Origin of the sequence: Bacillus sp. FSL R5-0439 (assembly GCF_038008805.1) — a bacterium.
GTDB classification, from domain to species: domain Bacteria; phylum Bacillota; class Bacilli; order Bacillales; family Bacillaceae; genus Bacillus; species Bacillus safensis.
On sequence record NZ_JBBOZW010000001.1, the window covers coordinates 1,320,648 to 1,342,121 of the forward strand.

The window sequence follows — 21,474 nt, forward strand, 5'->3', positions numbered from 1 at the left end:
GCATCTTATCATTTTTTTAAAATGAAAAAGAAGGGTATTGAAATAGAAATCACCATTTGGTCAAATCGTGATTAACTTTGCTTTATATATACGTATGTACCGATCGTCTGTATTGAGGATTGCAATTAATGTACGGAGTCTTTGATGATTTTATAGTTTTTATGATTAACGACTGTTAGTGAATCCAGTTCTAAATCTCTATAGTTGTCCATAATGGTGACATCCACAATGACAGAGTTTTCATTCACTTTTTCAACTACACCTGTTAAACCATTTCTAAATTCGATCACATTTCCAATTTTTGCAATCTTCAACCGATCCCTCTCCTTTAAAAACAGATTTCATTCCCTATTAAAAAGTATTTTGCAATATTTTCATACCAATGTAAAGGATAAAGACGTTTTTGTTTTGTTTTCGTTGTATGCTCTTCTAACGAATGGTATATTTAATATTTGATCATGGCTGAAAAGGAGCGATTTTTTTGACTGAAGAACAAATCCTCACAATCATCGAATCTTTACGGAATGGGACGGAAAAACAGGTGACCATCCAAAAAGATGACTTTTTAACGTTTCGTTCTGTTTTGGTGAATCAAGATGATTTTAAACATTTTCGCGGAATCGCCAAACATGGTGGAGATGTTATTTTTGAATATCTTACAGAAGCAAGAAGTTAAAGCTTTTTCTCATTGATGAGAGAAAGCTTTTTATTTTCGTTCTTTTGTCACACTTCAAACCACTTTGATACATATGAAAAGAAAATGTAATAACCCATAAACAGGAGCATAAGGATGATGATAGGTGAAAAAGGGACCTTTTTAAGCGCTAACAATTCCATTTTATGTGCGCAAAACTAGGACATGCCATTTAATGACGGAATTTGGACAGGCATGTAAATCTTTGTGCGTGAAAATAGAATGAGGTCTTGTTAGAGTGGACAAGTATCTTACAGCCTACTTTGATTAAAGGAGGAAAAAGGCGAATGATTAAAATTCATACAGCTCTTTTTGTCATCCTTATGCTGGTTGCAGCAATGAAGATGGACAATATACAAGAGCAGCAAGGCACATTAAGTCACGAACTTTCAAAAGCACCTGTTAAACATCAGCTTTCATATATAGATCAAGGTCACGATCAAGTCATCCCAGCATTTTCTGAAGAGAAGCGTCAGCCAAAAGTGAAAATGCTAAGTACGTCAACAGAAGAAAAGTCTTCAAAACCGAAGCAAAAGAAAAAAGTAAAATCTGAAACGACGAATAAGGCAAGTGGTAAACAGTATTCTAATGAAGAAATGGACTTGCTTTCTCGATTGGTTCACGCTGAAGCGAAAGGTGAATCTTACGAAGGGAAAAAAGCGGTAGCAAGCGTTGTTTTAAACAGAGTAGAGCATCGTTCTTTTCCTGACAGCGTGAAAGGTGTGATCTATCAGCGAAATGCTTTCCAGCCAGTATCGAATGGAAGTATTCATGATAAGGCAGATCAAGATTCCATTAAAGCTGTGAAGCAGGTAGTAAAAGAGCATGACAGAACAACAAAGGCTATCTATTTTTATAATCCAAAAACGGCAACAGATCATTGGATTCGTTCCCGCAAAATTGTAGAACGCATCGGACGTCACGTATTTGCCGTATAAAGAAAAAGAGCGATCAATGAGATTGCTCTCAGCGTGTAGACAAAGCCTACACGCTTTTTTGTATAATATGGGCAATAACATATTTCTGAGGGGGATGAACATGCTATCGAAACGTGAAGAAGAAATCAATTAGAAATAGTGCCTTAGAAGTATTAGTGCCTGAAGATCATTTTGATTTCGTTTATGATCTTGTCAAAGGATCATTATAGTTCAGACAATGGCACATCAAGTGTGGAAATTGTTGTCCTCATGAAAATGGTTTTGATCTAATATCTATTTGGCAGGACTATCTAGATGAAGCAGACCATCTGAGACTCACATAAATGAATAAGGACATCTATGCAAAAGGAAAGAGACAATAGAACGTGTTTTTGCAGATGCAATGCGATGGACGAAACTTCGAGGACTGAAAAAAGTTTCAATGCAGGTGATGCTTACTTTCGCGGCCATGAAATCAAAATAAGTGAAAACCCCACTTTTACTCGAAGTAAAGGTGGGGCTTGACTAAGGTCTTAGACCCTAAAGGTCTGTTTAATTCATCAAGTAGATAACCTAGAATTACGTGTTCCAAAACGAATATCCGGATTTACACTAGAACGTGTTCCATTTCCTACAGCAAAATCGTTATCATGTTGAGATAAAGTTATAAGAGGAAAATCTTGAGTAGTAACGCTACTGCCTGTAGCATTTCTTACAGTCAGATCAGTTGATTCAGGAGAAGTAGCATTTCTTGAATTCACATCAAAATTGACAGATGATAAAGAGATCACACCTAGCAATGCTGAAGTACTCAAAAAACAAGTAAGAACCGTTTTAAAATTCATATGAACAGTCGCCCCTTTGGATTTGTTTTCGGGCGTACATCACTTTTTCATACATTTTTACAGATTCATCCATACGCCCATTCTCATTATAGTACCGAGCCGCTTCGAGCGCTAGGTCTTCCATGTATGGATAACCCCTCTCATTCTCTAATTTTTCCAACGAGCTCAAGACCTCACTTAGGTTTGCTGTTTTTAAAAATAAAATTTCCAATACCATTAGCAACGATAAAAACAGATCATTTTTTCTATTCTTCGCTTCTTCCAAGCCTCTTTTGAAAAATCTTTCTCCCTCAATAAATTCCTTTTGACTCAAATGAAATAACGATAATTCATAATAAACCAAAAGCAACTCTGTAGCATGAATAGGCTCTCCTTCAAGAATAACCTGATTAAAATAAACTAGTGCCCTATTAAAATCACCTAATCCTTTATAACAACAACCAATATTAAATAATGACTTCACAATCATTGGCTTATTAGAAATTGCTTTAGATTTTTCTGAAGCTGACAATAAATGAGGAAGCGCCTTTTCTCTGCATTCAAAATCAATGAAATTACCTGCCATAACAGTTAGACAATTAATTTCTCGAATCATATAAAGTGAATTGCTCTTATGTGCCTTATAAGTATCATAAGAAAGTCCAATGTAATACATAGACACGTGGGACGAGTATTGGCGCGGAGCAAGTTTGACATTCGTGAGCACCAGCACGTGGGACTGACACCAATAGCGAGGGTTTGTTTACATGCATAGAGCGATCAATGAGATTGCTCTTTTTTTGTCTTCAATTATTAAAATATTTTTTGGACTTGTCTCATAGAATGTGAAAAGAATTTGCTTTAGACAAGGGGAGGCTACATGAATCGATTTGTAAAAGGGGTCATTCTGCTATCTGTCGCAGCTTTTATTGCGGAGTGTATCGAGTTTTTAGTCAATATGATTTTAGCGAGAGAGCTTGGAGAACATGGAATGGGTTTATATATGAGTATCCTTCCAATCATCATGCTTGTCCTTGTGATCGCCAGCTTAGAGCTGCCAGTCTCCATTTCTAAATTCATTGCAGAATCACATGAGCGTCTCCACAAAAGTATGCTCCGTCATGCCTTTAAAATGACGCTTGTGGTGACAAGTACAACAACAGGTATAGCAGCCATTGTACTGCCTTTCATTCCAGTGTTTCAGTCGTATCATCCGCTTATGAAGGGCCTAGTGCTGTCACTTATCCCGATTATTGCGTTTACCTCCATTGCCCGCGGCTACTTTATGGGAAAGCAGCAAATGGGCAGAATCGCTCTAGCCAATATGATGAAGAAAACAATCCAGCTGATCTGCTTATTTTTGTTTTTTCATTGGTATTCGTTTGATATTGAAACAGCAGTACTCATCGCCATCGGTGTCATTGTTGCGAGTGATCTTGTCGTCTTTATTTATTTATACTCCCAATACGTCATGGCGAAAAATGCTGTGAATGTCAGGTCTGTTGAATTAAGAGGGATTGATGTGCGAAAGCGCCTATTAGCCGTTTCTATACCGACAACGGGCATGCGCATCTTTCATGCGATCGCTAATGCGGTTGAACCATTTTTAATCAAAGGAGCGCTCGTTGCAGCAGGCATCTCTGGAACACTTGCTGTTGATCATTACGGCATGCTGGCTGGTGTCGCGATGTCGATCGGTTTTTTCCCAGCGTTTATCGCTCATTCGATCATGATTGTGATGATTCCGAGTGTCTCTGAAGCCTATGCTTTAGGTCAGTATGATCTTGTGAAAAAACGGGTCAGACAGGCGATTCTCATAACGTTTGGATACGGGGTGCCGGCAGTGATGGTCATGTATTATTTTGCTTACCCGCTCACACAGCTTTTTTTTGATTCACCGCAAGCTGCTGTCTATTTACAGCTGCTTTGGCCATACTTTTTATGCCACCTGTTTGTGATGCCGTTTCAAGCGTGTTTAATCGGTATGGGGCTCATCAAAGATGTGTTCCTACATAATATATGGGTGCATGTCGTTTCTTTTTCTATGGTGTATTTCCTCGGTTCAATGGAAAGCTTGAATATGATGGGGGTCATTTTAGGGATGAACACAGGCATGCTGCTTTTGACTGCCCTGCATTATGCGACGATTTGTAAGGAGCTCGGCGTTTCAATGTTTCTTACATTGAAAAAAGCTTGAATGTCATCGCCATCGAGAGGGCAAGCTATAAGAAAACTGGGAAGGAAGATCCTGATGAATCGTAAACATCTACCCGCCAGTCTTCTAATGATGACCATGCTGCTATTTCTAATGAGCGCAGCAGCGGAAGCAAAAGAGCCTGTGATGGCGCCAAGAATAGAGGCACCGACATTAACTGGTGAAATGCAGATGGTTCCCGCAAAAGGGAAAAAGACCATTTTGCATTTTTGGACAACATGGTGTCCGTCCTGCAAAATGGAGCTGCCCGAATTTGAACAGATTGTGAAAGAAAATCAGAGTGATGTTGACATATTGACCGTGAATTTACTAGGTGCTGAACAAAGTAAACATGCTGTTGCCCAATTTGTGAAAGACAGAAGGTTTACATTCCCGATCATACTAGATGAACACGGAGAAATGATGAAGAAGTATCAAATTATCACCATTCCAACGACCTTTTTGATTAATGAAAAAGGAGAAGTGGTGAAAAATCATGTAGGTCCACTGACGAAAAAACAAATTAAAGAGTGGACGAATTCTTAGAAAGAATCCTTTCTGTGAAAGAACCAATTCTGTTGGTTCTTTTTTGTGTTCATTTGCTTTTCATCTGAATACACTGTGCTCAGAAGAAGAAGGAACGGTCTATATCAATAATGATAATTATTATCAAAAAGAAATTATAATAATTATTAATTGAAAATTGTTCAGAACCTGTTATAATGAGTTACAGACCAATAAAAAGCTTGAAACAGCAGAAAATATAGATGGAATAAGAAACGGGCAACGATTGATAATGTGAAAACGATTATCAATTAGAGAGGAGAAAACAATCATGAATGAGAATACAGTACTTTACCAAACGACAAATCAAAAGGAATCGAAATGGTCCTTACATAAATGGGCACAGCACGGAGAATTAATTGCAGCAGGAATATCGGGGATTCTCATTTTAATTGGATGGTTTCTAAAAGATGAGAGCATGTGGAGCATTCCTCTTTTCATCCTGGCATTTGTCATTGGTGGTTTTGCAAAGGCGAAAGAAGGAATTGAAGAAACGATTTCGTCTAAGACCTTGAATGTGGAACTTTTAATGATTTTCGCAGCAATAGGCTCAGCTCTGATCGGCTATTGGGCAGAAGGCGCTATTTTAATTTTTATTTTCTCACTGAGTGGTGCGCTAGAAACGTATACGTCAAATAAAAGCAAGAAAGATTTAACAGCTTTAATGAGCATTGCACCAGATGAAGCAACTTTAATTGAAGAAGATGGTACGACCATTCAAATCGCCGCTTCATCATTAACACCTGGTGACCGTATTATGATCAAAGCTGGGGAACGCATTGCAGCAGATGGTGTGATTTTAAGCGGGAGAACAAGTGTGGACGAATCTGCACTTACAGGCGAATCTGTTCCACAGGAAAAGGGGCAGGGGGAAGACGTATTTGCAGGAACAGTGAACTTAAATGGTTCCTTAACAGTGGAAGTCACTAAACATAATGAAGAAACGCTTTTCCATAAAATTATTAAACTTGTCGAATCTGCTCAAGAAAGTGTTTCGCCAAGCCAAGCATTTATTGAAAAATTTGAGGGTGCCTATGTAAAAGGTGTGCTGATCACCGTCGCAATTTTAATGGTTCTGCCTCATTTTGTACTCGGCTGGAGCATGAGTGAAACCTTCTACCGGGCAATGGTGTTTATGGTCGTTGCTTCACCTTGTGCTCTAGTCGCATCCATAATGCCAGCAGCACTGTCATTGATCTCAAATGGCGCGAGAAATGGAATGCTTGTCAAAGGTAGTGTCTTTTTAGAAAAACTAGGCACAAGTAGCATGATTGCTTTTGATAAAACGGGGACGATTACAAACGGGAAGCCAGCCGTAGAGCAAGTCGTCATCGCTAAAGGACAGGATGAATCTGCTTTTTATCAGGCGCTCTATCAAATTGAGAGTCAATCAAACCATCCATTAGCGAAAGCAATTTCTGATATGGCAAAGGAGCACCAAACAGATAAATCAGTCCATGTCACCATTGAAGAAACCTCTGGATTTGGTGTGAAAGCACAATTAAATGGGGAAACGTGGCGGATTGGGAAGAAAGACTTCGCTGGTAAGGCGTCAATCAACCGCGAGATGGAAGAGACAGGTGATGACCTTTCGGCGCAAGGATACACAGTGGTCTACGTTCAAAAGGGTGAAGAAGTTGTTGGCTGTCTTGGCCTTAAGGATCAAATCAGACCTGAAGCTAAAAAAATGATTCGAGAACTAAATGATTTAGGCATCCAAACCGTCATGCTGACAGGAGATCAGCAAAAAACGGCTGAAGCTATTGCGCAGGAAGCTGGTATCCAAACTGTCGTGGCTGAATGTCTTCCAGATGAAAAGGTACATGAGGTCAATCAATTAAAAAAACAAGGTAATTCAATCATCATGGTAGGAGACGGAATCAATGATGCGCCAGCACTCGCTACAGCAGATGTTGGGGTTGCGATGGGCGGAGGCACAGACGTTGCTTTAGAAACAGCGGATCTCATCTTAATGAAGAACAATTTAAATAACCTAACAAAGATGATCCGTCTTTCAAGAAAAATGAATCGAATCATTAAGCAAAACATTGTTTTCTCATTAACGGTGATCTGTCTGTTAATTTGTGCGAATTTCTTACAAGTGCTTGATTTGCCTTTTGGCGTCATCGGGCATGAAGGAAGTACGATTTTGGTCATTTTAAATGGTCTGCGTCTACTTCGTGCATCTTAATTAATCATCAAGGCGCACTGGATATATGCCAGTGCGCTTTTGTGCGAAATACAGCAAAAACTGATACAATAGACCAGTAGTAAAACGTGTGAGGAGGATCATGATGAACCGAATGAAGAGCTTGTCTTCTTGGCTTAAGAAAGAAGACATTCAAGGTGCATTTATACATACAAAGGAAAATGTGTTTTATCTATCTGGATACTTCACAGAGCCGCATGAAAGAGTGATGGGGCTGTTTGTGTTTCAAGAGGCAGAACCATTTTTTATTTTGCCTAAAATGGAAGTCGAGCAGGCAAAAAATGCAGGATGGTCCGGCGATATCATTGGATATGAAGATCATGAGAATCCATTTGATTTCATTCAATCAGCGATAGAAAAACGAGGTGTTCATGCCGCGCGTCTTGCGATTGAAAAAGAATCGATACCGCTTCAAAGAGCAGAGCAGCTCCAAGCTGTCACGGGGGCAGAAATGTTCGTCCGGGCTGAAGGTGAGCTCAATCAGCTCAGACTGATTAAAGATGCATCTGAAATTGCTACACTCAAAAAAGCGGCACAATTAGCAGATGAAGGTGTAAAAATTGGAGTTAACGCCTTAAAAGAAGGAATCACGGAAACAGAAGTTCTCGCTGTCATTGAATATGAACTAAAGAAAAAAGGCATTCAAGGCATGTCCTTTTCAACCATGGTTCTCTTTGGTGAAAAATCAGGCGAGCCTCATGGAAATCCTGGGCAGGCAGCCTTAAAAAAAGGCGATTTTGTGTTATTTGACCTTGGTGTCATTGTGGATGGATATTGCTCAGACATCACAAGAACATTCATCTATCAGGAAGCTTCTGAAAAACAAAAGGACATTTATCAAACCGTCTTAAATGCAGAAATGGCAGCACTTGAAATGAGTAAGCCTGGCGTTAGAATCGGTGATCTTGACTTAAAAGCCCGCGGGCTCATCACAGAAGCGGGATATGATGAATATTTCCCGCATCGCCTCGGACATGGGTTGGGGGTTTCTGTTCATGAGTTTCCTTCAATGAGTCAGGCAAATGACGACCTTCTGCAAGAAGGTATGGTGTATACGATTGAACCAGGAATTTATGTCCCGGGAGTCGGCGGCGTAAGAATTGAAGATGATGTTCTCATTACGGCAGATGGTCCAGTCACTTTAACCAATTATCCGAAAGAGCTGACAATCATTAAGTAATGAAAAAAATCACGATGAACGTCCAGGTCTTGGAAGCGTCATCGTGATTTTTTATCACTCTTCTCGATCCTTATCAACAAAAAAATCATCAATTGATTGAAACGGTTTGATTTTATGTTCTTTTCCTAAAGGATGTAATGCAAAACGAGCAGAAAACAAAACAGTCATACATAATATAATCCATATGATGAAACCCATCTTGAATTCCCCTTTCCATCCAGTGATTTGTTCAGCTCACATACATCTTAAAGTATGAAACGCTTACCATATCAAGAGAAAGTAGGAGAAAAAATGGCAAACATAAGGGAGATTGCGAAAAGAGCGGGCGTATCTGTGACAACCGTATCACGTGTGTTGAATGAGCATCCTTATGTTAAAGAAGAAAAAAGGGAACGTGTTCTACAAGCGATGGAGGAGCTCAAGTATACGAGAAACATCCAGGCGGTCCATTTAGCGAAGGGCTATTCGAATATGCTTGGCATCGTCCTTCCAAACATTGAACACTCTTATTTCAGCGCACTCGTCACAGGTATTGCAGAAAAAGCACAGGCGCGCGGCATGCATTTTGCTTTATTTCAAACAGGATATGATCCATTAAAAGAAAAAGAAGCGTTAATGAGTTTAAAAGAGCGCCGTGTGGATGGTTTAATATTTTGTTCAAATGCGTTAAGTGATAGGCATATTTTAAAGTGGCAGGAATCAGGACCGATTATATTTTGTCATCCTGCGCCGCACGATCAATGCTCAACCGTGTCGATTGCACATGATCAAGCATTTAAGGAGGGCCTGCATCATTTGGCGGCATGCGGACATCAACGAATTGCGATCGTTCTTGCGAGAACAGAAGGAGCGAATAGCGAGTCGCGCCTTCAGGCCTATCAAGACATGATGCAATCCCTCGGGCAGACCATTGATGAGGAATGGATCATCGAAGGGAAGCTATCCCTGCTTGATGGGAAGCACTTATTTGCAGAATGGCAGAAAATGAAAAATCGCCCTACAGCTTTATTCATTACAAATGACGAAGTCTCTGCAGGCTTTTTATTAGAGGCGCAGCGTCATGACATAAAAGTAGGCGAATCACCAGCCATACTCAGCTTTCAAAATAACCAATTGAGTGAGGCGCTAGGAATTTCCAGCATTCATATTCCCCTCAAACAAATGGGGCAGGAAGCGTTTGACTTGTTTGACCGTGCATTAAAGGGAGGGAAATCAGAGAAAAGAATGTTGCCATTTCGTCTGATTGAGCGAACAACTACCGTTTTGAAAAACAATCGTTGACGCACGTTTCATCTGTTTTGTACGATAAGAGGGATTGAAAAAGAAGGAGGTGGGGATGTTCATGGAATCCTTCACCGTTGATAAAGCGTTAAATAATAATGTCATCATCGCAAGGCACCCTTCTTTGGGCGAAGTAGTTCTGATTGGGAAAGGGATTGGCTTCGGTAAAAAATCGGGGGATGTTCTCGATCAAGACGTGTTTGAAAAAATGTTTGTGTTAAAAAACACGAAAGAACAAACAGAATATAAACAACTGCTTCATCATATTGATGAGAACATGATCGAGCTTGCCAATGACGTCATTTATCATATACGAGAAAAAATGGGACAACGCTTGAATGAGCATATTCATGTTGCACTGACCGACCATATTGCGTTTAGTTTTAAACGGGTGCAGCAAGGCTATGATATCACGAACCCTTTTATGCTTGAGACGCAATCGCTATACCCGAAAGAATACGAGGTCGCAAAGGAAGTCGTTGAACTGATTAACGAGCGGCCAGATGTTAAAACGAAGCTGCCAGAAGGAGAAATTGGCTTTATAGCGCTCCATATCCATTCAGCTTTGACGAATCGGCCTTTATCTGAGGTGAACCGTCATTCGCAGCTGATTACACAAATGGTCCAAGTCATAGAAGATTCATTTCATATGAAAGTGGACAGAGAAAGTATTCATTATTTACGCTTATTACGCCATATTACGTTTTCAATTGAGCGTATTAAACGGGGAGAATCTTTAGAGGAGCCAGAAAAATTGCTTCATCTATTGAAAAATGAATATCCTTTATGCTACAATACTGCTTGGAAAATGATCAAAATTTTGCAACATGCATTGAAAAAGCCTGTACAGGATGCTGAGGCTGTCTACTTGACACTTCATCTGTACAGATTGACAAATAAAATTTCATAGTTTCCTTGAAACGTGTAACTGATTCGATCAGGCATGAGTGACTTAAGGTAAATACAGGATAAGATCCTGTTATTTGCGCAACCTTATATCACCATGCCTTTTTTGCATTTGAAAGTGAAATGTAAACGGTTAATTATGAAATGTACGTCAGGGAGCAGCCCAAATGTATGTTGTAAGCGAAAACAAAAGGAGGTTCAACCAGTGTTTAAATCACTTTTTGGTGTGTTGCAAAAAATTGGACGAGCTCTTATGCTTCCAGTTGCGATCCTTCCTGCTGCCGGTATTTTACTAGCACTTGGGAATGCGATGCAAAATCCGCAGCTGATTGATGTAGCTCAATTTTTAAGCAATGATACAATTCAGCTTGTTGCAAGTGTCATGGAGAATGCGGGGAACATCGTCTTCTCGAATCTTCCGCTATTATTTGCTGTAGGGGTTGCCATCGGTCTTGCTAATGGAGACGGAGTGGCAGGGATTGCCGCTATCATCGGTTACCTTGTCATGAACGTAACGATGAGTGCCGTATTAATGGCTAACGGATCTATTCCATCCGATTCGATCAAATTGGCTAAGTTCTTTAAGGAAAGCCATCCAGCATATGTGAATATGCTCGGTATACCGACCTTGTCTACCGGCGTTTTTGGCGGGATTATCGTCGGGGTATTAGCCGCTTATATGTTTAATAAATTTTACAAGATTGAGCTTCCGCAATACCTTGGCTTCTTTGCAGGTAAGCGTTTTGTTCCAATCGTCACTTCTATTTCAGCACTTATTTTAGGGCTTTTGATGCTAGTCATTTGGCCGCCAATCCAAGGTGCATTGAACTCATTTTCAACAGGACTGCTTGCAGCAAATGAGCCGCTGGCTGCCTTTGTATTCGGAGTCATTGAACGCTCATTAATTCCGTTTGGTCTACACCACATATTCTACGCACCATTCTGGTATGAATTTTTTAGCTATAAGAGCTTATCAGGAGATATTATCCGTGGTGACCAGCGTATTTTCATGGCGCAAATCAAAGATGGTGTTCAGCTGACAGCTGGTACATTCATGACAGGGAAATATCCGTTCATGATGTTCGGTCTTCCAGCAGCAGCTCTTGCGATTTACCATGAAGCAAAACCAAAGAATAAAAAGCTTGTAGCAGGAATTATGGGATCAGCAGCCCTTACTTCTTTCCTAACAGGGATCACTGAACCGCTTGAATTCTCATTCTTGTTTGTAGCACCGATATTATTTGCGATTCACTGTGTATTTGCTGGATTATCCTTTATGATAATGGATATTCTAAATGTGAAAATCGGGATGACCTTCTCAGGAGGGTTAATCGACTTCTTCCTATTTGGTATCCTGCCGAATAGAACCGCTTGGTGGCTTGTCATTCCAGTAGGTCTCGTACTTGCTGTCATTTACTACTTCGGATTTAGATTCGCCATTCGCAAATTTAATCTGAAAACGCCAGGCCGCGAGGATGAAGCAGCAGACGGAGCAATTGAGGCGAAGTCTGAAAAAGGGAATGACTTGCCTTATGAAATCCTTGAAGCAATGGGTGATCAAGAAAACATTAAGCACCTTGATGCTTGTATCACGCGTTTACGTGTTACTGTCAATGATCAGAAGAAAGTGGACAAAGACCGCTTGAAAAAGCTTGGCGCTTCTGGTGTTCTCGAAGTAGGGAACAACATCCAGGCAATTTTCGGCCCGCGTTCTGATAATTTAAAAACACAAATGCAGGACATCATTGCAGGCCGCACGCCTCGTCCAGCGAAAGACCCTTCTGCAAAAGAAGAAGTCAGCCAGCAGGTCGAAGAAGTCATTGCAAAGCCGCTTCAAAATGAACAAGGGGAAGAAATTTTTGCTTCACCAATTACAGGGGAGCTTCATCCAATTACAGATGTACCAGATCAAGTATTCTCAGGGAAAATGATGGGTGACGGTTTCGCTATCTTGCCAACAGATGGAACGGTTGTTTCACCGGTAAGAGGGAAGATCTTAAATGTGTTTCCGACGAAACACGCCATTGGCCTGCAATCTGACGGTGGACTTGAAATTTTAATCCACTTCGGAATTGATACGGTCGGCCTCAAAGGAGAAGGATTTGAAGCATTTGTACAAGAGGGAGATCAAGTAGAAATCGGTCAAAAACTTTTAGAGGTTGATATTGATAAAATTAAGTCTGAAGTACCATCTTTGATGACACCAATTGTATTTACCAACTTAAGTGAAGGACAATTTATTGACCTTCTAGAATCCGGTGAAATCAAAGCTGGACAAGAAAACATCATGAAAATTTCAAAATAATTTTCATAACTGCCGTTCTTGTTAGATGACAAGCTCGGCAGTATGATATAATATTGTGGATGTATTAATTGTATAAAAAGGAGATTGATAAAAATGGCTCAACAAACATTCAAAGTAACTGCAGATTCTGGAATTCACGCACGTCCTGCAACAGTTCTTGTACAAACTGCTAGTAAATATGATGCTGATATCAACTTAGAATATAATGGTAAAACAGTGAACCTGAAATCTATTATGGGTGTAATGTCTCTAGGAATTGCGAAAGGTGCTACAATCACAATCTCTGCTTCTGGTTCTGATGAAAATGATGCACTTGCTGCGCTTAAAGACACAATGAAAAGTGAAGGCCTAGGCGAGTAATGCAACAACTGAAAGGAATCGGTGCTTCAGCAGGCGTTGCAATTGCAAAAGCATATCGTCTGGAAGAACCAGATTTAACAGTTCACCAAAAAGACATCAACGATCCAGAGACAGAAGTGAAGCGTTTTGAAGAAGCAATTCATGTTTCTAAACAAGAACTTGAAGCAATTAAAGAACATGCGCTAAAAGAACTTGGCCAAGACAAAGCAGATATCTTTTCTGCCCACCTTCTTGTGTTAAGTGATCCTGAACTGCTTAACCCAGTAAAGGATAAAATTAGTGCTGACAAAGTAAATGCTGAATTTGCTTTAAAAGAAACAGCGACAATGTTTGTCACAATGTTCGAAGCAATGGACAATGAATACATGAAGGAACGTGCAGCGGATATTCGCGACGTCACAAAACGTGTTATTGGGCATTTGCTAGGCGTTGACATTCCAAATCCAAGCATGATTTCTGAAGAAGTCATCATCATAGCTGAAGATTTAACACCTTCTGATACTGCTCAGCTGAACAGACAATTTGTTAAAGGCTTTGCGACAGATATCGGCGGTCGTACTTCTCACTCAGCGATCATGGCGAGATCTATGGAGATTCCAGCAGTTGTTGGGACAAAAGAAGCAACAAAAACGGTGAAAAACGATGATCTGATCATTGTGGATGGTATTACTGGAGACGTCATCATTCAGCCTTCTGAAGATGAAGTGAAAGCGTATCAAAAAAAGCATGAAGACTACTTAGCTCAAAAAGCGGAATGGGCGAAACTTGTTGACCAGCCAACGGTAACAAAAGACGGCGTTCACGTAGAGCTAGCTGCAAATATCGGAACACCTGAAGATGTAAAAGGTGTACTTGAAAATGGCGGCGAAGCAGTCGGATTGTACCGTACTGAATTTTTATACATGGGCAGAGACCAGCTTCCTACAGAAGAAGAGCAGTTCGATGCGTATAAAACCGTTTTAGAGAAGATGGAAGGGAAAGCAGTGGTTGTTCGCACACTAGATATTGGTGGCGATAAAGAACTTCCTTACTTGCAGCTTCCAAAAGAAATGAACCCGTTCCTTGGCTATAGAGCTATTCGTCTTTGCCTGGAAGAGCAGGAGATTTTCAGAACTCAACTACGCGCCTTACTTCGTGCAAGTACATATGGAAACTTGAAAATCATGTTCCCTATGATCGCGACATTATCAGAATTTAGAGAAGCAAAAGCCATTTTACTTGAAGAAAAAGAAGCATTGGTTGCCGCTGGTACAGACGTTTCTGATTCCATTGAAATCGGAATGATGGTAGAAATTCCATCAACGGCTGTCATCGCAGACCAATTTGCAAAAGAAGTAGATTTCTTCAGTATTGGAACGAATGATTTGATTCAATACACAATGGCTGCTGATCGAATGAACGAACGAGTGTCTTATCTTTACCAGCCTTACAACCCAGCGATTTTACGTCTCATTACGCTTGTGATTGAAGCAGCGCATAAAGAGGGTAAATGGGTCGGCATGTGCGGTGAGATGGCAGGAGATGAAATCGCAATCCCGCTTCTACTCGGATTAGGATTAGATGAATTCTCAATGAGTGCAACATCCATTCTTCCAGCTAGAACACAGCTAAGCAAGCTATCTAAGGAAGAAGCTGCATCATTTAAAGAGCATATTTTATCACTTAGCACAACAGAAGAAGTGGTTGATTTCGTCAAGAAAACATTTCAACAGAACTAAGTGAATGAAAACCAGACAGGTGAAACTGTCTGGTTTTTTTGTCGAATTTTATCATATTGAGTCATATTGGGCAGTGAGAAGGGCACCCTATTATTAAAAAATGGAGGTGACCAGATTGCCTTTCTCAGACTATAAACCAGGTGATCAAGTATATGTCATTTATCGAAATCCACATGCTGCAAACGTAGCACAAATTAAAGAAGCAGAAATTGTTTCACATCCATACAACGAAGAAGAGCTTGCCCTCTTTTTACTTGAAACGTATCATCCACTAGCACCTGATGATGCTGTTTTTCCAACATATGAAGAAGCAGAAGCACTTTATCAAGACTTATTTGAATAAGGGAGATTTTAGAAAGGATAAAAGCCATCCTGTGCGGTTAAAGTAACGGTATAAAAACGTTAAAGGTAAGGATGTGCTTAATATGATCAAACCTTTCGTCCCCCAGCTAGTTTACATTGAACCCCGGGCGTTAGAGTACCCGTTAGGACGAGAGCTGAAGGAAAAGTTCGAGGGTATGGGAATCGAAATAAGAGAAACGACTTCACACAACCAGGTAAGAAATATTCCGGGGAAAAATGACCTGCAAAAGTATCGTAACGCGAAGTCAACGCTTGTCATTGGTGTGAGAAAGACATTGAAGTTTGACTCGTCTAAACCATCTGCAGAGTATGCGATCCCATTTGCAACAGGATGTATGGGACATTGTCATTATTGCTATTTGCAAACAACAATGGGAAGTAAGCCCTACATTCGAACGTACGTCAATGTAGAAGAAATATTAGATCAAGCTGAGCAGTACATGAACGAGCGAGCGCCAGATATCACGAGATTTGAAGCATCATGTACTTCAGACATCGTAGGAATTGACCATTTGACACATACACTCAAACGAGCGATTGAATACTTCGGGCAAACCGACTTAGGAAAGCTTCGATTTGTCACGAAATTCCATCATGTTGATCATCTGTTAGATGCAAAGCATAATGGTCGGACAAGATTCCGTTTTAGTATTAATGCCGATTATGTCATTAAATATTTCGAGCCTGGCACATCACCGCTTGATCAGCGGATTGAAGCGGCTGTTAAGGTCGCAAAGGCAGGCTATCCTCTTGGCTTTATTATTGCTCCCATCTACATCCATGAAGGCTGGCAGGAAGGATATAAAGTTTTATTTGAAAAGCTCGATGCAGCTCTTCCTGATGATGTGAGAGATGATATTACTTTTGAGATGATTCAGCATCGCTTTACAAAACCAGCAAAGCGTGTGATTCAAAAAAACTACCCGAAATCTAAATTAGAATTAGATGAAGAAAAAAGACGATACAAGTGGGGGAGATATGGGATTGGGAAATATATCTACCAAAAAGATGAGGAACAAGAACTAAGAGAGACGTTAGAATCATATATTGATCAGTACTTTCCGTCTGCAAAGATTGAATATTTTACTTAAAGCAAGCCTATAGGGCTTGTTTTTTCTATTTAAATTTTCTTACAACTATTGAATGCTTTACCCATTTTGCCGATATATAAAATAAGGTGTGAAAGTAGATGTAGGGGTGTGAGGAGATGTTTAAGAAACTTCAAGTGAGAATAGCTGTTTTCATCTCAGTTATTTTAATTTTAACCGTCGTGGCTGTTCAAGTGGGTTCTAACTTAGTGTTAAGACCACTTATTGAACGAGATGCAAAAACCACCGCAGCAGCAACGGCAGAAAGCCTGAAAGACATTATTACAGAAAAGCTTGATAATTACGGCAATACCATTAACAAAGTGGCAACAAGTACAATGACTGAAGAATTTGCGCAAAAACAAACAAAACAAACATTAGCTTATGAAACAGATGCACTAAAAAAATTGCAGGAACAGGATAAACTCATTTCGTTTACCTATATTGGAACAATTGATGGCAAAATGCTCGGCTTCCCAGAGTTCGATCTTGGCGAAGGCTATGATCCATCTAAACAAGGCTGGTTTAAACAAGCAGCCGAAAAGCCTGATCAGGTCGTTTGGACAGATCCATATGTAGATGAAGCAACGAAAAAAGTGATTGTCTCAGCCACGAAGGCGATTGTCAAAGATGGAAAGGTCATTGGGGTCGCTGGACTTGATTTGAAGCTGTCCTCGATTCAGTCCTATATCAATGAACAAGAGATTCCTTATAAGGGGACCGCTTTCTTAGTTGATGGCACAGGCACCCTTTTGGCGCATCCAACAGAGCAAGGAAAAAATATATCAAAGGTCGCTTCTGTGAAAAAAGCGATCGACAACTCAGGTATTGATGACAGTAAAGAACTGACGGTCACATCTAAAATCAAAGAAGCCGATTGGACGGTTGGTGTCAGCTTTGAGAAAAAGCAACTGCTTTGGATTACAGAAAAAATGAATCAGACAAGCATCATTATATCCGTCATTGCCATTATTCTTGCGATGATCCTCAGCTTCTTATTGGCAAGAAGCATAACTACGCCAATCAAGCGTCTAATAGAGCACGCTCGTAAGGTGTCAGAAGGCGATTTAACAAGCACGCTTGAAACGAAGTCTCAAGATGAAATTGGTTTCCTTACGAAAAGCTTTAATCAAATGACCGAGGACATCAGGGAGTTAATTGAAAAAGTGAAAGGGGCTTCAGATCAAGTTGTGGAATCAGCGGATGAAGTGACCCAAATTTCAAATGAGACCTTGCTGTCTAGCGAACAGATTGCAACCGCGATTCAAGAGGTGGCAACAGGGGCGACTAAGCAGGCGTCGGATGCAGAAACGATTAATGAGAAATCAGAGCAATTGTATGAGAAAGTGCGCCATATGGGTGAACTCGCCACACAAATGCAAACCAACTCAAAATCATCTGAAGATGCAAGCTATAAAGGGCTTGATGCACTTGGTGTGCTCGTCCAAAAATCAACACAAGCGAGCGATGAATCGAAAAAGGTTGAGCAAATGCTGCTAGATCTTGAGCATAAAACGAAAAATATTGAAAACGTCGTGACTGCTATCTCTGAAATCTCTGATCAAACGAATTTACTTGCACTGAATGCAAGTATTGAAGCGGCGAGAGCTGGAGAAAGTGGACGAGGATTTGCTGTAGTTGCAGAAGAAGTCAGAAAGCTTGCTGAACAATCTGCGCAGTCAACAAAACACATTAGTGAAACCGTCAAACTCATTCAAGATGAATCGAAGAAAGCGGCGGAAGCGATGACAGCAGCAAGTAGAATGAATGAGGAACAAGGTGATGCCATTAATGCAACAGGTGAGGCACTCAGCAGCATCACAATGGAAATGCAGGCACTTGTCGGTTCAATCGACAGCATTCATACACAGATCAATGAAATGACAGAAGAACAGCAGAAGATGAGTGAATCCATTCAAAGTATTGCTGCTATTTCAGAAGAATCTGCTGCCTCAGCTGAGGAAGTGCATGCGTCTACAGATGAACAAGTTCAAGCGTTAGAAAGAACGAAAACCTCAACTGAAATGCTAAACGAATCAAGCCAGGCACTGCGTCAGGCGGTTGACCGATTTAAGGTGTGATTCGCGGAAAGGAACCTTGCGACGTGAGCAAGGTTCTTTTTGTATGATAAAATGAACGAGAGGAGGTGCTTACATGGATGTCAAACTAACTGGAAAAAAAGCATTGGTCGCTGCAAGCAGTCAAGGTATCGGAAAAGCGATTGCCTTTGCTCTAGCAAAAGAGGGAGCGGATGTAATGCTCTCGGGAAGACATGAACAAACGCTGAAAGAAACAGTCAACGAGCTGTCTCCATTTGCCAAAGGACAGCTGACTTATCAAGTATGTGACGTATCTGACGCCAGGCAAATTAAGGCGCTTGTTCAAGCGGCGGCTGGCGATGAGCAACGTCTAGACATTCTTGTGAACAATACAGGCGGACCTAAAACAGGAACGCTTGACACCTTAACAGATGAAGATTGGATCGAATCATTTCAGCTTCATTTACTCAGCTATATTCGGTTATTAAAAGAGGCATTACCTTATTTGAAAAAACGTGGTGCACGTGTGTTAAACATTGCGTCAATGTCAGTGAAAGAACCGATCCCAGGCTTGATGCTGTCGAATACATTTAGACCAGCTATAGCCGGCTGGACAAAAACAGTCGCTCAGGAGCTGGAAAAGGATGGTGTTTTGATCAATACGTTAGCACCCGGAAAAATTGAAACAGACCGCGTCAAACAGCTGGAAAAGCACCGCGCACAAAGAGAGAATCGAACGGTTGAAGAAATCAAAGCACAGGCTGAACAAGCGATCCCGCTTGGCCGCTATGGACAGCCAGAGGAATTTGCAGCATATGCAGCTTTTCTTTTATCTGAAGCCAATACATATATGACAGGTCAAACACTGATCATCGATGGTGGCTTGACAAAGTCTCTTTAAGGAGGAACAAGTGATGGCACAAATCAAAACAGTTGGTTTTATAGGAATCGGTGTAATGGGGCGCAGTATGGCAGGACATTTAATGGATGCAGGCTATGAAGTTCTCGTTTATACAAGAACGAAAGCAAAAGCAGATGCATTGATTCAAAAAGGGGCGTCATGGAAGCCGGCAGTAAAGGACATTGCAGAGAGTGCAGATGCTGTCATCACAATGGTGGGATATCCATCGGATGTAGAAGAGATCTATTTAGGTGAAGATGGGCTTGTGGCACATGCGGCGCCTGGAACATATCTCATTGATATGACGACCTCGAAGCCTCAGCTTGCAAAAGAAATTGAGTTGAAAGCGAAGGAAAGAGGTGTATTTGCATTAGATGCACCTGTATCAGGGGGAGATATAGGAGCCCAAAATGGCACGCTGGCCATTATGATCGGCGGAGAAAGGTCTGCCTATGAAGCCTGCCTGCCGGTATTTGAGCAAATGGGTGAAAACATTCAATATCAAGGACCGGCAGGAAGCGGTCAGCATACAAAAATGTGTAACCAAATTGCCATCGCAGCGGGGATGGTCGGTGTCGCAGAGGCAATGGCTTATGCCGAAAAATCAGGGCTTGATCCAGAGCAGGTGCTCAAAAGCATCACAACAGGTGCAGCCGGCAGCTGGTCTTTGTCAAACCTTGCACCAAGAATGCTGAAAGGCGATTTCGAGCCAGGGTTTTATGTGAAGCATTTTATCAAGGATATGGGCATTGCACTTGAAGAAGCAGAGCTGATGGGAGAAGAAATGCCAGGGCTCTCACTTGCGAAATCACTTTATGAAAAGCTGAGTGAACAGGGCGAAGAAAACAGCGGGACACAGAGCATCTATAAATTATGGGTCAAATAAAAAACTGCCCCGCCTATGTGGATTGCAGCGTGTAAACAAGCCCTCGCATTGCTGAAAAAGTAGAAAATTAAAAACCTGTCCCAAATAAGGACAGGTTTTTTTGATATTATTTTCCGATGAATTGCTGCGTCCAGTAGTTTCCAGATTTCACATAACCAACACCGATATGTGTATAGCTTTTGTTTAAGATGTTCGCTCTGTGGCCTTCACTGTTCATCCATGCTGTCACAACTTCTTGAGGAGATCTTTGACCTTGGGCAATGTTTTCACCTGCTGATTTGTAAGTGATACCGAATTGCTTCATTTGATCAAATGGAGATCCATAAGTTGGGCTTGTATGAGAGAAATAGTTTTTATCTTTCATATCTTGAGATTTTGCGCGAGCAGATTTGCTTAATTTAGAATCCACAGAAAGTGCCTTTAAGCCTTGCTTTGCACGCTCTTTATTTGTAAGCTCAACCACTTCTTTTTCAAATGCATTTAAGCTGCTGTCTGCTTTTGATGCATTTGTGTCTTTTTGGTCAGCTTTTGTGTTGCTATTGCTGTTTGTGTTTTCTTTTGCTGGGGTGCTTGGTTTAGAAGCAGTTGGTTTTTTCACTGATTCTTGTTTTTGTTCTTGTTTTGCTTTGTTTACTTCTTTCACTACTTTTGTTCCAGTAACAGGTTGACCGCTCTTGATCAGCTTGTTTAATAGAGCTTCGATCTCTTTTTGATTTGACTTGCTTAGCTTGTTTACATCTGAAGAGATATGTAATTTTGCTGCTAATGTATGAAGATCAATGGCTTGATGCTGTACGTTTATCACTTGTTTCAGGTTAAGCTCCTTCGCATCAGCCGAATGTCCCCCAGTGAATGTGATGAGTGCAGCAGCTGTCAGCGCTGAAAAAAAGAATGATTTCTTCTTCATATTGTAACTCCTCCTAAAATCTTTGTTTTGTTTTCTCACAAAAAATCATACCATGGACTTTTTGTTATAAACGTACCAGCATCCTCCATTGACAATACCAGTTTGTCATTTTTGTTAAAGTCATAGTAAGAGCCGCTT

Annotated in this window: 21 protein-coding genes and 1 pseudogene; 17 read left to right on the top strand and 5 right to left on the bottom strand. The window is 40.7% G+C overall.

Annotated features, from left to right (window positions below; translation table 11 throughout):
* Positions 1–125 precede the first annotated feature (125 nt).
* Positions 126–314, bottom strand: a complete 189-nt coding sequence (locus tag NST59_RS06655; protein WP_003211747.1) for a YkvS family protein — start codon at positions 312–314, stop codon at positions 126–128.
* Positions 315–481: 167 nt separating this feature from the next.
* On the opposite strand from NST59_RS06655, the gene NST59_RS06660 reads away from it, so the two are divergent.
* The 3 genes and pseudogenes from NST59_RS06660 to NST59_RS06670 form a co-directional block, all read left to right on the top strand.
* Entirely contained in the window at positions 482–676 is a 195-nt protein-coding gene (locus NST59_RS06660; protein WP_039178090.1) for a hypothetical protein, read from the top strand.
* 305 nt (positions 677–981) lie between these two features.
* On the top strand, positions 982–1,632 hold the full coding sequence (locus NST59_RS06665) for a cell wall hydrolase (RefSeq protein WP_064498375.1): 651 nt from the start codon (positions 982–984) through the stop codon (positions 1,630–1,632).
* A 272-nt stretch (positions 1,633–1,904) separates the two neighbouring features.
* A pseudogene (locus NST59_RS06670) lies at positions 1,905–2,095 on the top strand (transposase); the annotation flags it as partial.
* A 76-nt stretch (positions 2,096–2,171) separates the two neighbouring features.
* Here the strand turns inward: NST59_RS06670 and NST59_RS06675 are convergent.
* Together NST59_RS06675 and NST59_RS06680 are read right to left on the bottom strand one after the other, a co-directional pair.
* Entirely contained in the window at positions 2,172–2,456 is a 285-nt protein-coding gene (locus NST59_RS06675) for a hypothetical protein (RefSeq protein WP_251180698.1), read from the bottom strand.
* Positions 2,446–3,051, bottom strand: a complete 606-nt coding sequence (locus tag NST59_RS06680; protein WP_251180699.1) for a tetratricopeptide repeat protein — start codon at positions 3,049–3,051, stop codon at positions 2,446–2,448. Before NST59_RS06680 ends, NST59_RS06675 begins: the two co-directional genes overlap by 11 nt.
* 264 nt (positions 3,052–3,315) lie before the next feature.
* Between NST59_RS06680 and NST59_RS06685 the strand changes: the two genes are divergently transcribed.
* The 4 genes from NST59_RS06685 (at position 3,316) to NST59_RS06700 (ending at position 8,582) form a co-directional block, all read left to right on the top strand.
* Positions 3,316–4,632, top strand: coding sequence for a polysaccharide biosynthesis protein (locus NST59_RS06685; protein WP_039178095.1), 1,317 nt, complete (start codon positions 3,316–3,318; stop codon positions 4,630–4,632).
* A gap of 54 nt (positions 4,633–4,686) precedes the next feature.
* The gene (gene stoA / locus NST59_RS06690; protein WP_039178098.1) at positions 4,687–5,175 is read left to right on the top strand and encodes an endospore biogenesis thiol-disulfide oxidoreductase StoA; all 489 of its coding nucleotides are present in this window, start codon (positions 4,687–4,689) and stop codon (positions 5,173–5,175) included.
* A 289-nt stretch (positions 5,176–5,464) separates the two neighbouring features.
* Complete coding sequence (locus NST59_RS06695; protein ID WP_341040539.1) at positions 5,465–7,384, top strand: heavy metal translocating P-type ATPase; 1,920 nt, start codon at positions 5,465–5,467, stop codon at positions 7,382–7,384.
* Between the two features lie 103 nt (positions 7,385–7,487).
* On the top strand, positions 7,488–8,582 hold the full coding sequence (locus NST59_RS06700; protein ID WP_341040540.1) for a M24 family metallopeptidase: 1,095 nt from the start codon (positions 7,488–7,490) through the stop codon (positions 8,580–8,582).
* 54 nt (positions 8,583–8,636) lie between these two features.
* Here the strand turns inward: NST59_RS06700 and NST59_RS06705 are convergent, their stop codons facing one another.
* Positions 8,637–8,780, bottom strand: a complete 144-nt coding sequence (locus tag NST59_RS06705; RefSeq protein ID WP_162842493.1) for a hypothetical protein — start codon at positions 8,778–8,780, stop codon at positions 8,637–8,639.
* 93 nt (positions 8,781–8,873) lie between these two features.
* Here NST59_RS06705 and NST59_RS06710 point away from each other — a divergent pair, with 93 nt between their 5' ends.
* The 10 genes from NST59_RS06710 to NST59_RS06755 all read left to right on the top strand — a co-directional run bounded on the left by NST59_RS06710 (position 8,874) and on the right by NST59_RS06755 (position 20,429).
* The gene (locus NST59_RS06710) at positions 8,874–9,863 is read left to right on the top strand and encodes a LacI family DNA-binding transcriptional regulator (protein WP_247544242.1); all 990 of its coding nucleotides are present in this window, start codon (positions 8,874–8,876) and stop codon (positions 9,861–9,863) included.
* A 55-nt stretch (positions 9,864–9,918) separates the two neighbouring features.
* Positions 9,919–10,773: a glucose PTS transporter transcription antiterminator GlcT gene (gene glcT, locus NST59_RS06715; RefSeq protein ID WP_039178106.1), complete on the top strand. Its 855-nt coding sequence runs from the start codon at positions 9,919–9,921 to the stop codon at positions 10,771–10,773.
* A 201-nt stretch (positions 10,774–10,974) separates the two neighbouring features.
* Positions 10,975–13,074: a glucose-specific PTS transporter subunit IIBC gene (gene ptsG / locus NST59_RS06720; RefSeq protein ID WP_341040541.1), complete on the top strand. Its 2,100-nt coding sequence runs from the start codon at positions 10,975–10,977 to the stop codon at positions 13,072–13,074.
* Positions 13,075–13,167: 93 nt separating this feature from the next.
* Complete coding sequence (locus NST59_RS06725; protein WP_003211078.1) at positions 13,168–13,434, top strand: phosphocarrier protein HPr; 267 nt, start codon at positions 13,168–13,170, stop codon at positions 13,432–13,434.
* The gene (gene ptsP, locus NST59_RS06730; RefSeq protein ID WP_039178109.1) at positions 13,434–15,152 is read left to right on the top strand and encodes a phosphoenolpyruvate--protein phosphotransferase; all 1,719 of its coding nucleotides are present in this window, start codon (positions 13,434–13,436) and stop codon (positions 15,150–15,152) included. Before NST59_RS06725 ends, ptsP begins: the two co-directional genes overlap by 1 nt.
* Before the next feature lie 100 nt (positions 15,153–15,252).
* Positions 15,253–15,495, top strand: coding sequence for a transcriptional regulator SplA domain-containing protein (locus NST59_RS06735; protein ID WP_044331928.1), 243 nt, complete (start codon positions 15,253–15,255; stop codon positions 15,493–15,495).
* Between the two features lie 82 nt (positions 15,496–15,577).
* Positions 15,578–16,606, top strand: a complete 1,029-nt coding sequence (gene splB, locus NST59_RS06740) for a spore photoproduct lyase (RefSeq protein ID WP_047203061.1) — start codon at positions 15,578–15,580, stop codon at positions 16,604–16,606.
* 116 nt (positions 16,607–16,722) lie between these two features.
* Positions 16,723–18,684 (top strand): methyl-accepting chemotaxis protein, encoded by a 1,962-nt coding sequence (locus NST59_RS06745; protein ID WP_039178114.1) that lies wholly within the window; start codon positions 16,723–16,725, stop codon positions 18,682–18,684.
* A gap of 73 nt (positions 18,685–18,757) precedes the next feature.
* Positions 18,758–19,543, top strand: coding sequence for an SDR family oxidoreductase (locus NST59_RS06750; RefSeq protein ID WP_341040542.1), 786 nt, complete (start codon positions 18,758–18,760; stop codon positions 19,541–19,543).
* A gap of 13 nt (positions 19,544–19,556) precedes the next feature.
* On the top strand, positions 19,557–20,429 hold the full coding sequence (locus NST59_RS06755) for an NAD(P)-dependent oxidoreductase (RefSeq protein ID WP_341040543.1): 873 nt from the start codon (positions 19,557–19,559) through the stop codon (positions 20,427–20,429).
* Between the two features lie 106 nt (positions 20,430–20,535).
* Here NST59_RS06755 and NST59_RS06760 read toward each other — a convergent pair whose 3' ends face one another.
* The gene (locus NST59_RS06760; protein WP_039178119.1) at positions 20,536–21,336 is read right to left on the bottom strand and encodes a CAP domain-containing protein; all 801 of its coding nucleotides are present in this window, start codon (positions 21,334–21,336) and stop codon (positions 20,536–20,538) included.
* Positions 21,337–21,474: the final 138 nt, after the last annotated feature.

What these genes read in the sequence shown, in the direction of transcription:
- NST59_RS06665 (WP_064498375.1), top strand. Translation starts at nt 982, where the DNA reads ATGATTAAAATTCATACAGCTCTTTTTGTCATCCTTATGCTGGTTGCA.
- NST59_RS06675 (WP_251180698.1), bottom strand. Translation starts at nt 2,456, where the DNA reads ATGAATTTTAAAACGGTTCTTACTTGTTTTTTGAGTACTTCAGCATTG.
- NST59_RS06680 (WP_251180699.1), bottom strand. Translation starts at nt 3,051, where the DNA reads ATGATTCGAGAAATTAATTGTCTAACTGTTATGGCAGGTAATTTCATT.
- NST59_RS06685 (WP_039178095.1), top strand. Translation starts at nt 3,316, where the DNA reads ATGAATCGATTTGTAAAAGGGGTCATTCTGCTATCTGTCGCAGCTTTT.
- stoA (WP_039178098.1), top strand. Translation starts at nt 4,687, where the DNA reads ATGAATCGTAAACATCTACCCGCCAGTCTTCTAATGATGACCATGCTG.
- NST59_RS06695 (WP_341040539.1), top strand. Translation starts at nt 5,465, where the DNA reads ATGAATGAGAATACAGTACTTTACCAAACGACAAATCAAAAGGAATCG.
- NST59_RS06700 (WP_341040540.1), top strand. Translation starts at nt 7,488, where the DNA reads ATGAACCGAATGAAGAGCTTGTCTTCTTGGCTTAAGAAAGAAGACATT.
- NST59_RS06705 (WP_162842493.1), bottom strand. Translation starts at nt 8,780, where the DNA reads ATGGGTTTCATCATATGGATTATATTATGTATGACTGTTTTGTTTTCT.
- NST59_RS06710 (WP_247544242.1), top strand. Translation starts at nt 8,874, where the DNA reads ATGGCAAACATAAGGGAGATTGCGAAAAGAGCGGGCGTATCTGTGACA.
- glcT (WP_039178106.1), top strand. Translation starts at nt 9,919, where the DNA reads ATGTTCATGGAATCCTTCACCGTTGATAAAGCGTTAAATAATAATGTC.
- NST59_RS06725 (WP_003211078.1), top strand. Translation starts at nt 13,168, where the DNA reads ATGGCTCAACAAACATTCAAAGTAACTGCAGATTCTGGAATTCACGCA.
- ptsP (WP_039178109.1), top strand. Translation starts at nt 13,434, where the DNA reads ATGCAACAACTGAAAGGAATCGGTGCTTCAGCAGGCGTTGCAATTGCA.
- NST59_RS06735 (WP_044331928.1), top strand. Translation starts at nt 15,253, where the DNA reads ATGGAGGTGACCAGATTGCCTTTCTCAGACTATAAACCAGGTGATCAA.
- splB (WP_047203061.1), top strand. Translation starts at nt 15,578, where the DNA reads ATGATCAAACCTTTCGTCCCCCAGCTAGTTTACATTGAACCCCGGGCG.
- NST59_RS06745 (WP_039178114.1), top strand. Translation starts at nt 16,723, where the DNA reads ATGTTTAAGAAACTTCAAGTGAGAATAGCTGTTTTCATCTCAGTTATT.
- NST59_RS06750 (WP_341040542.1), top strand. Translation starts at nt 18,758, where the DNA reads ATGGATGTCAAACTAACTGGAAAAAAAGCATTGGTCGCTGCAAGCAGT.
- NST59_RS06755 (WP_341040543.1), top strand. Translation starts at nt 19,557, where the DNA reads ATGGCACAAATCAAAACAGTTGGTTTTATAGGAATCGGTGTAATGGGG.
- NST59_RS06760 (WP_039178119.1), bottom strand. Translation starts at nt 21,336, where the DNA reads ATGAAGAAGAAATCATTCTTTTTTTCAGCGCTGACAGCTGCTGCACTC.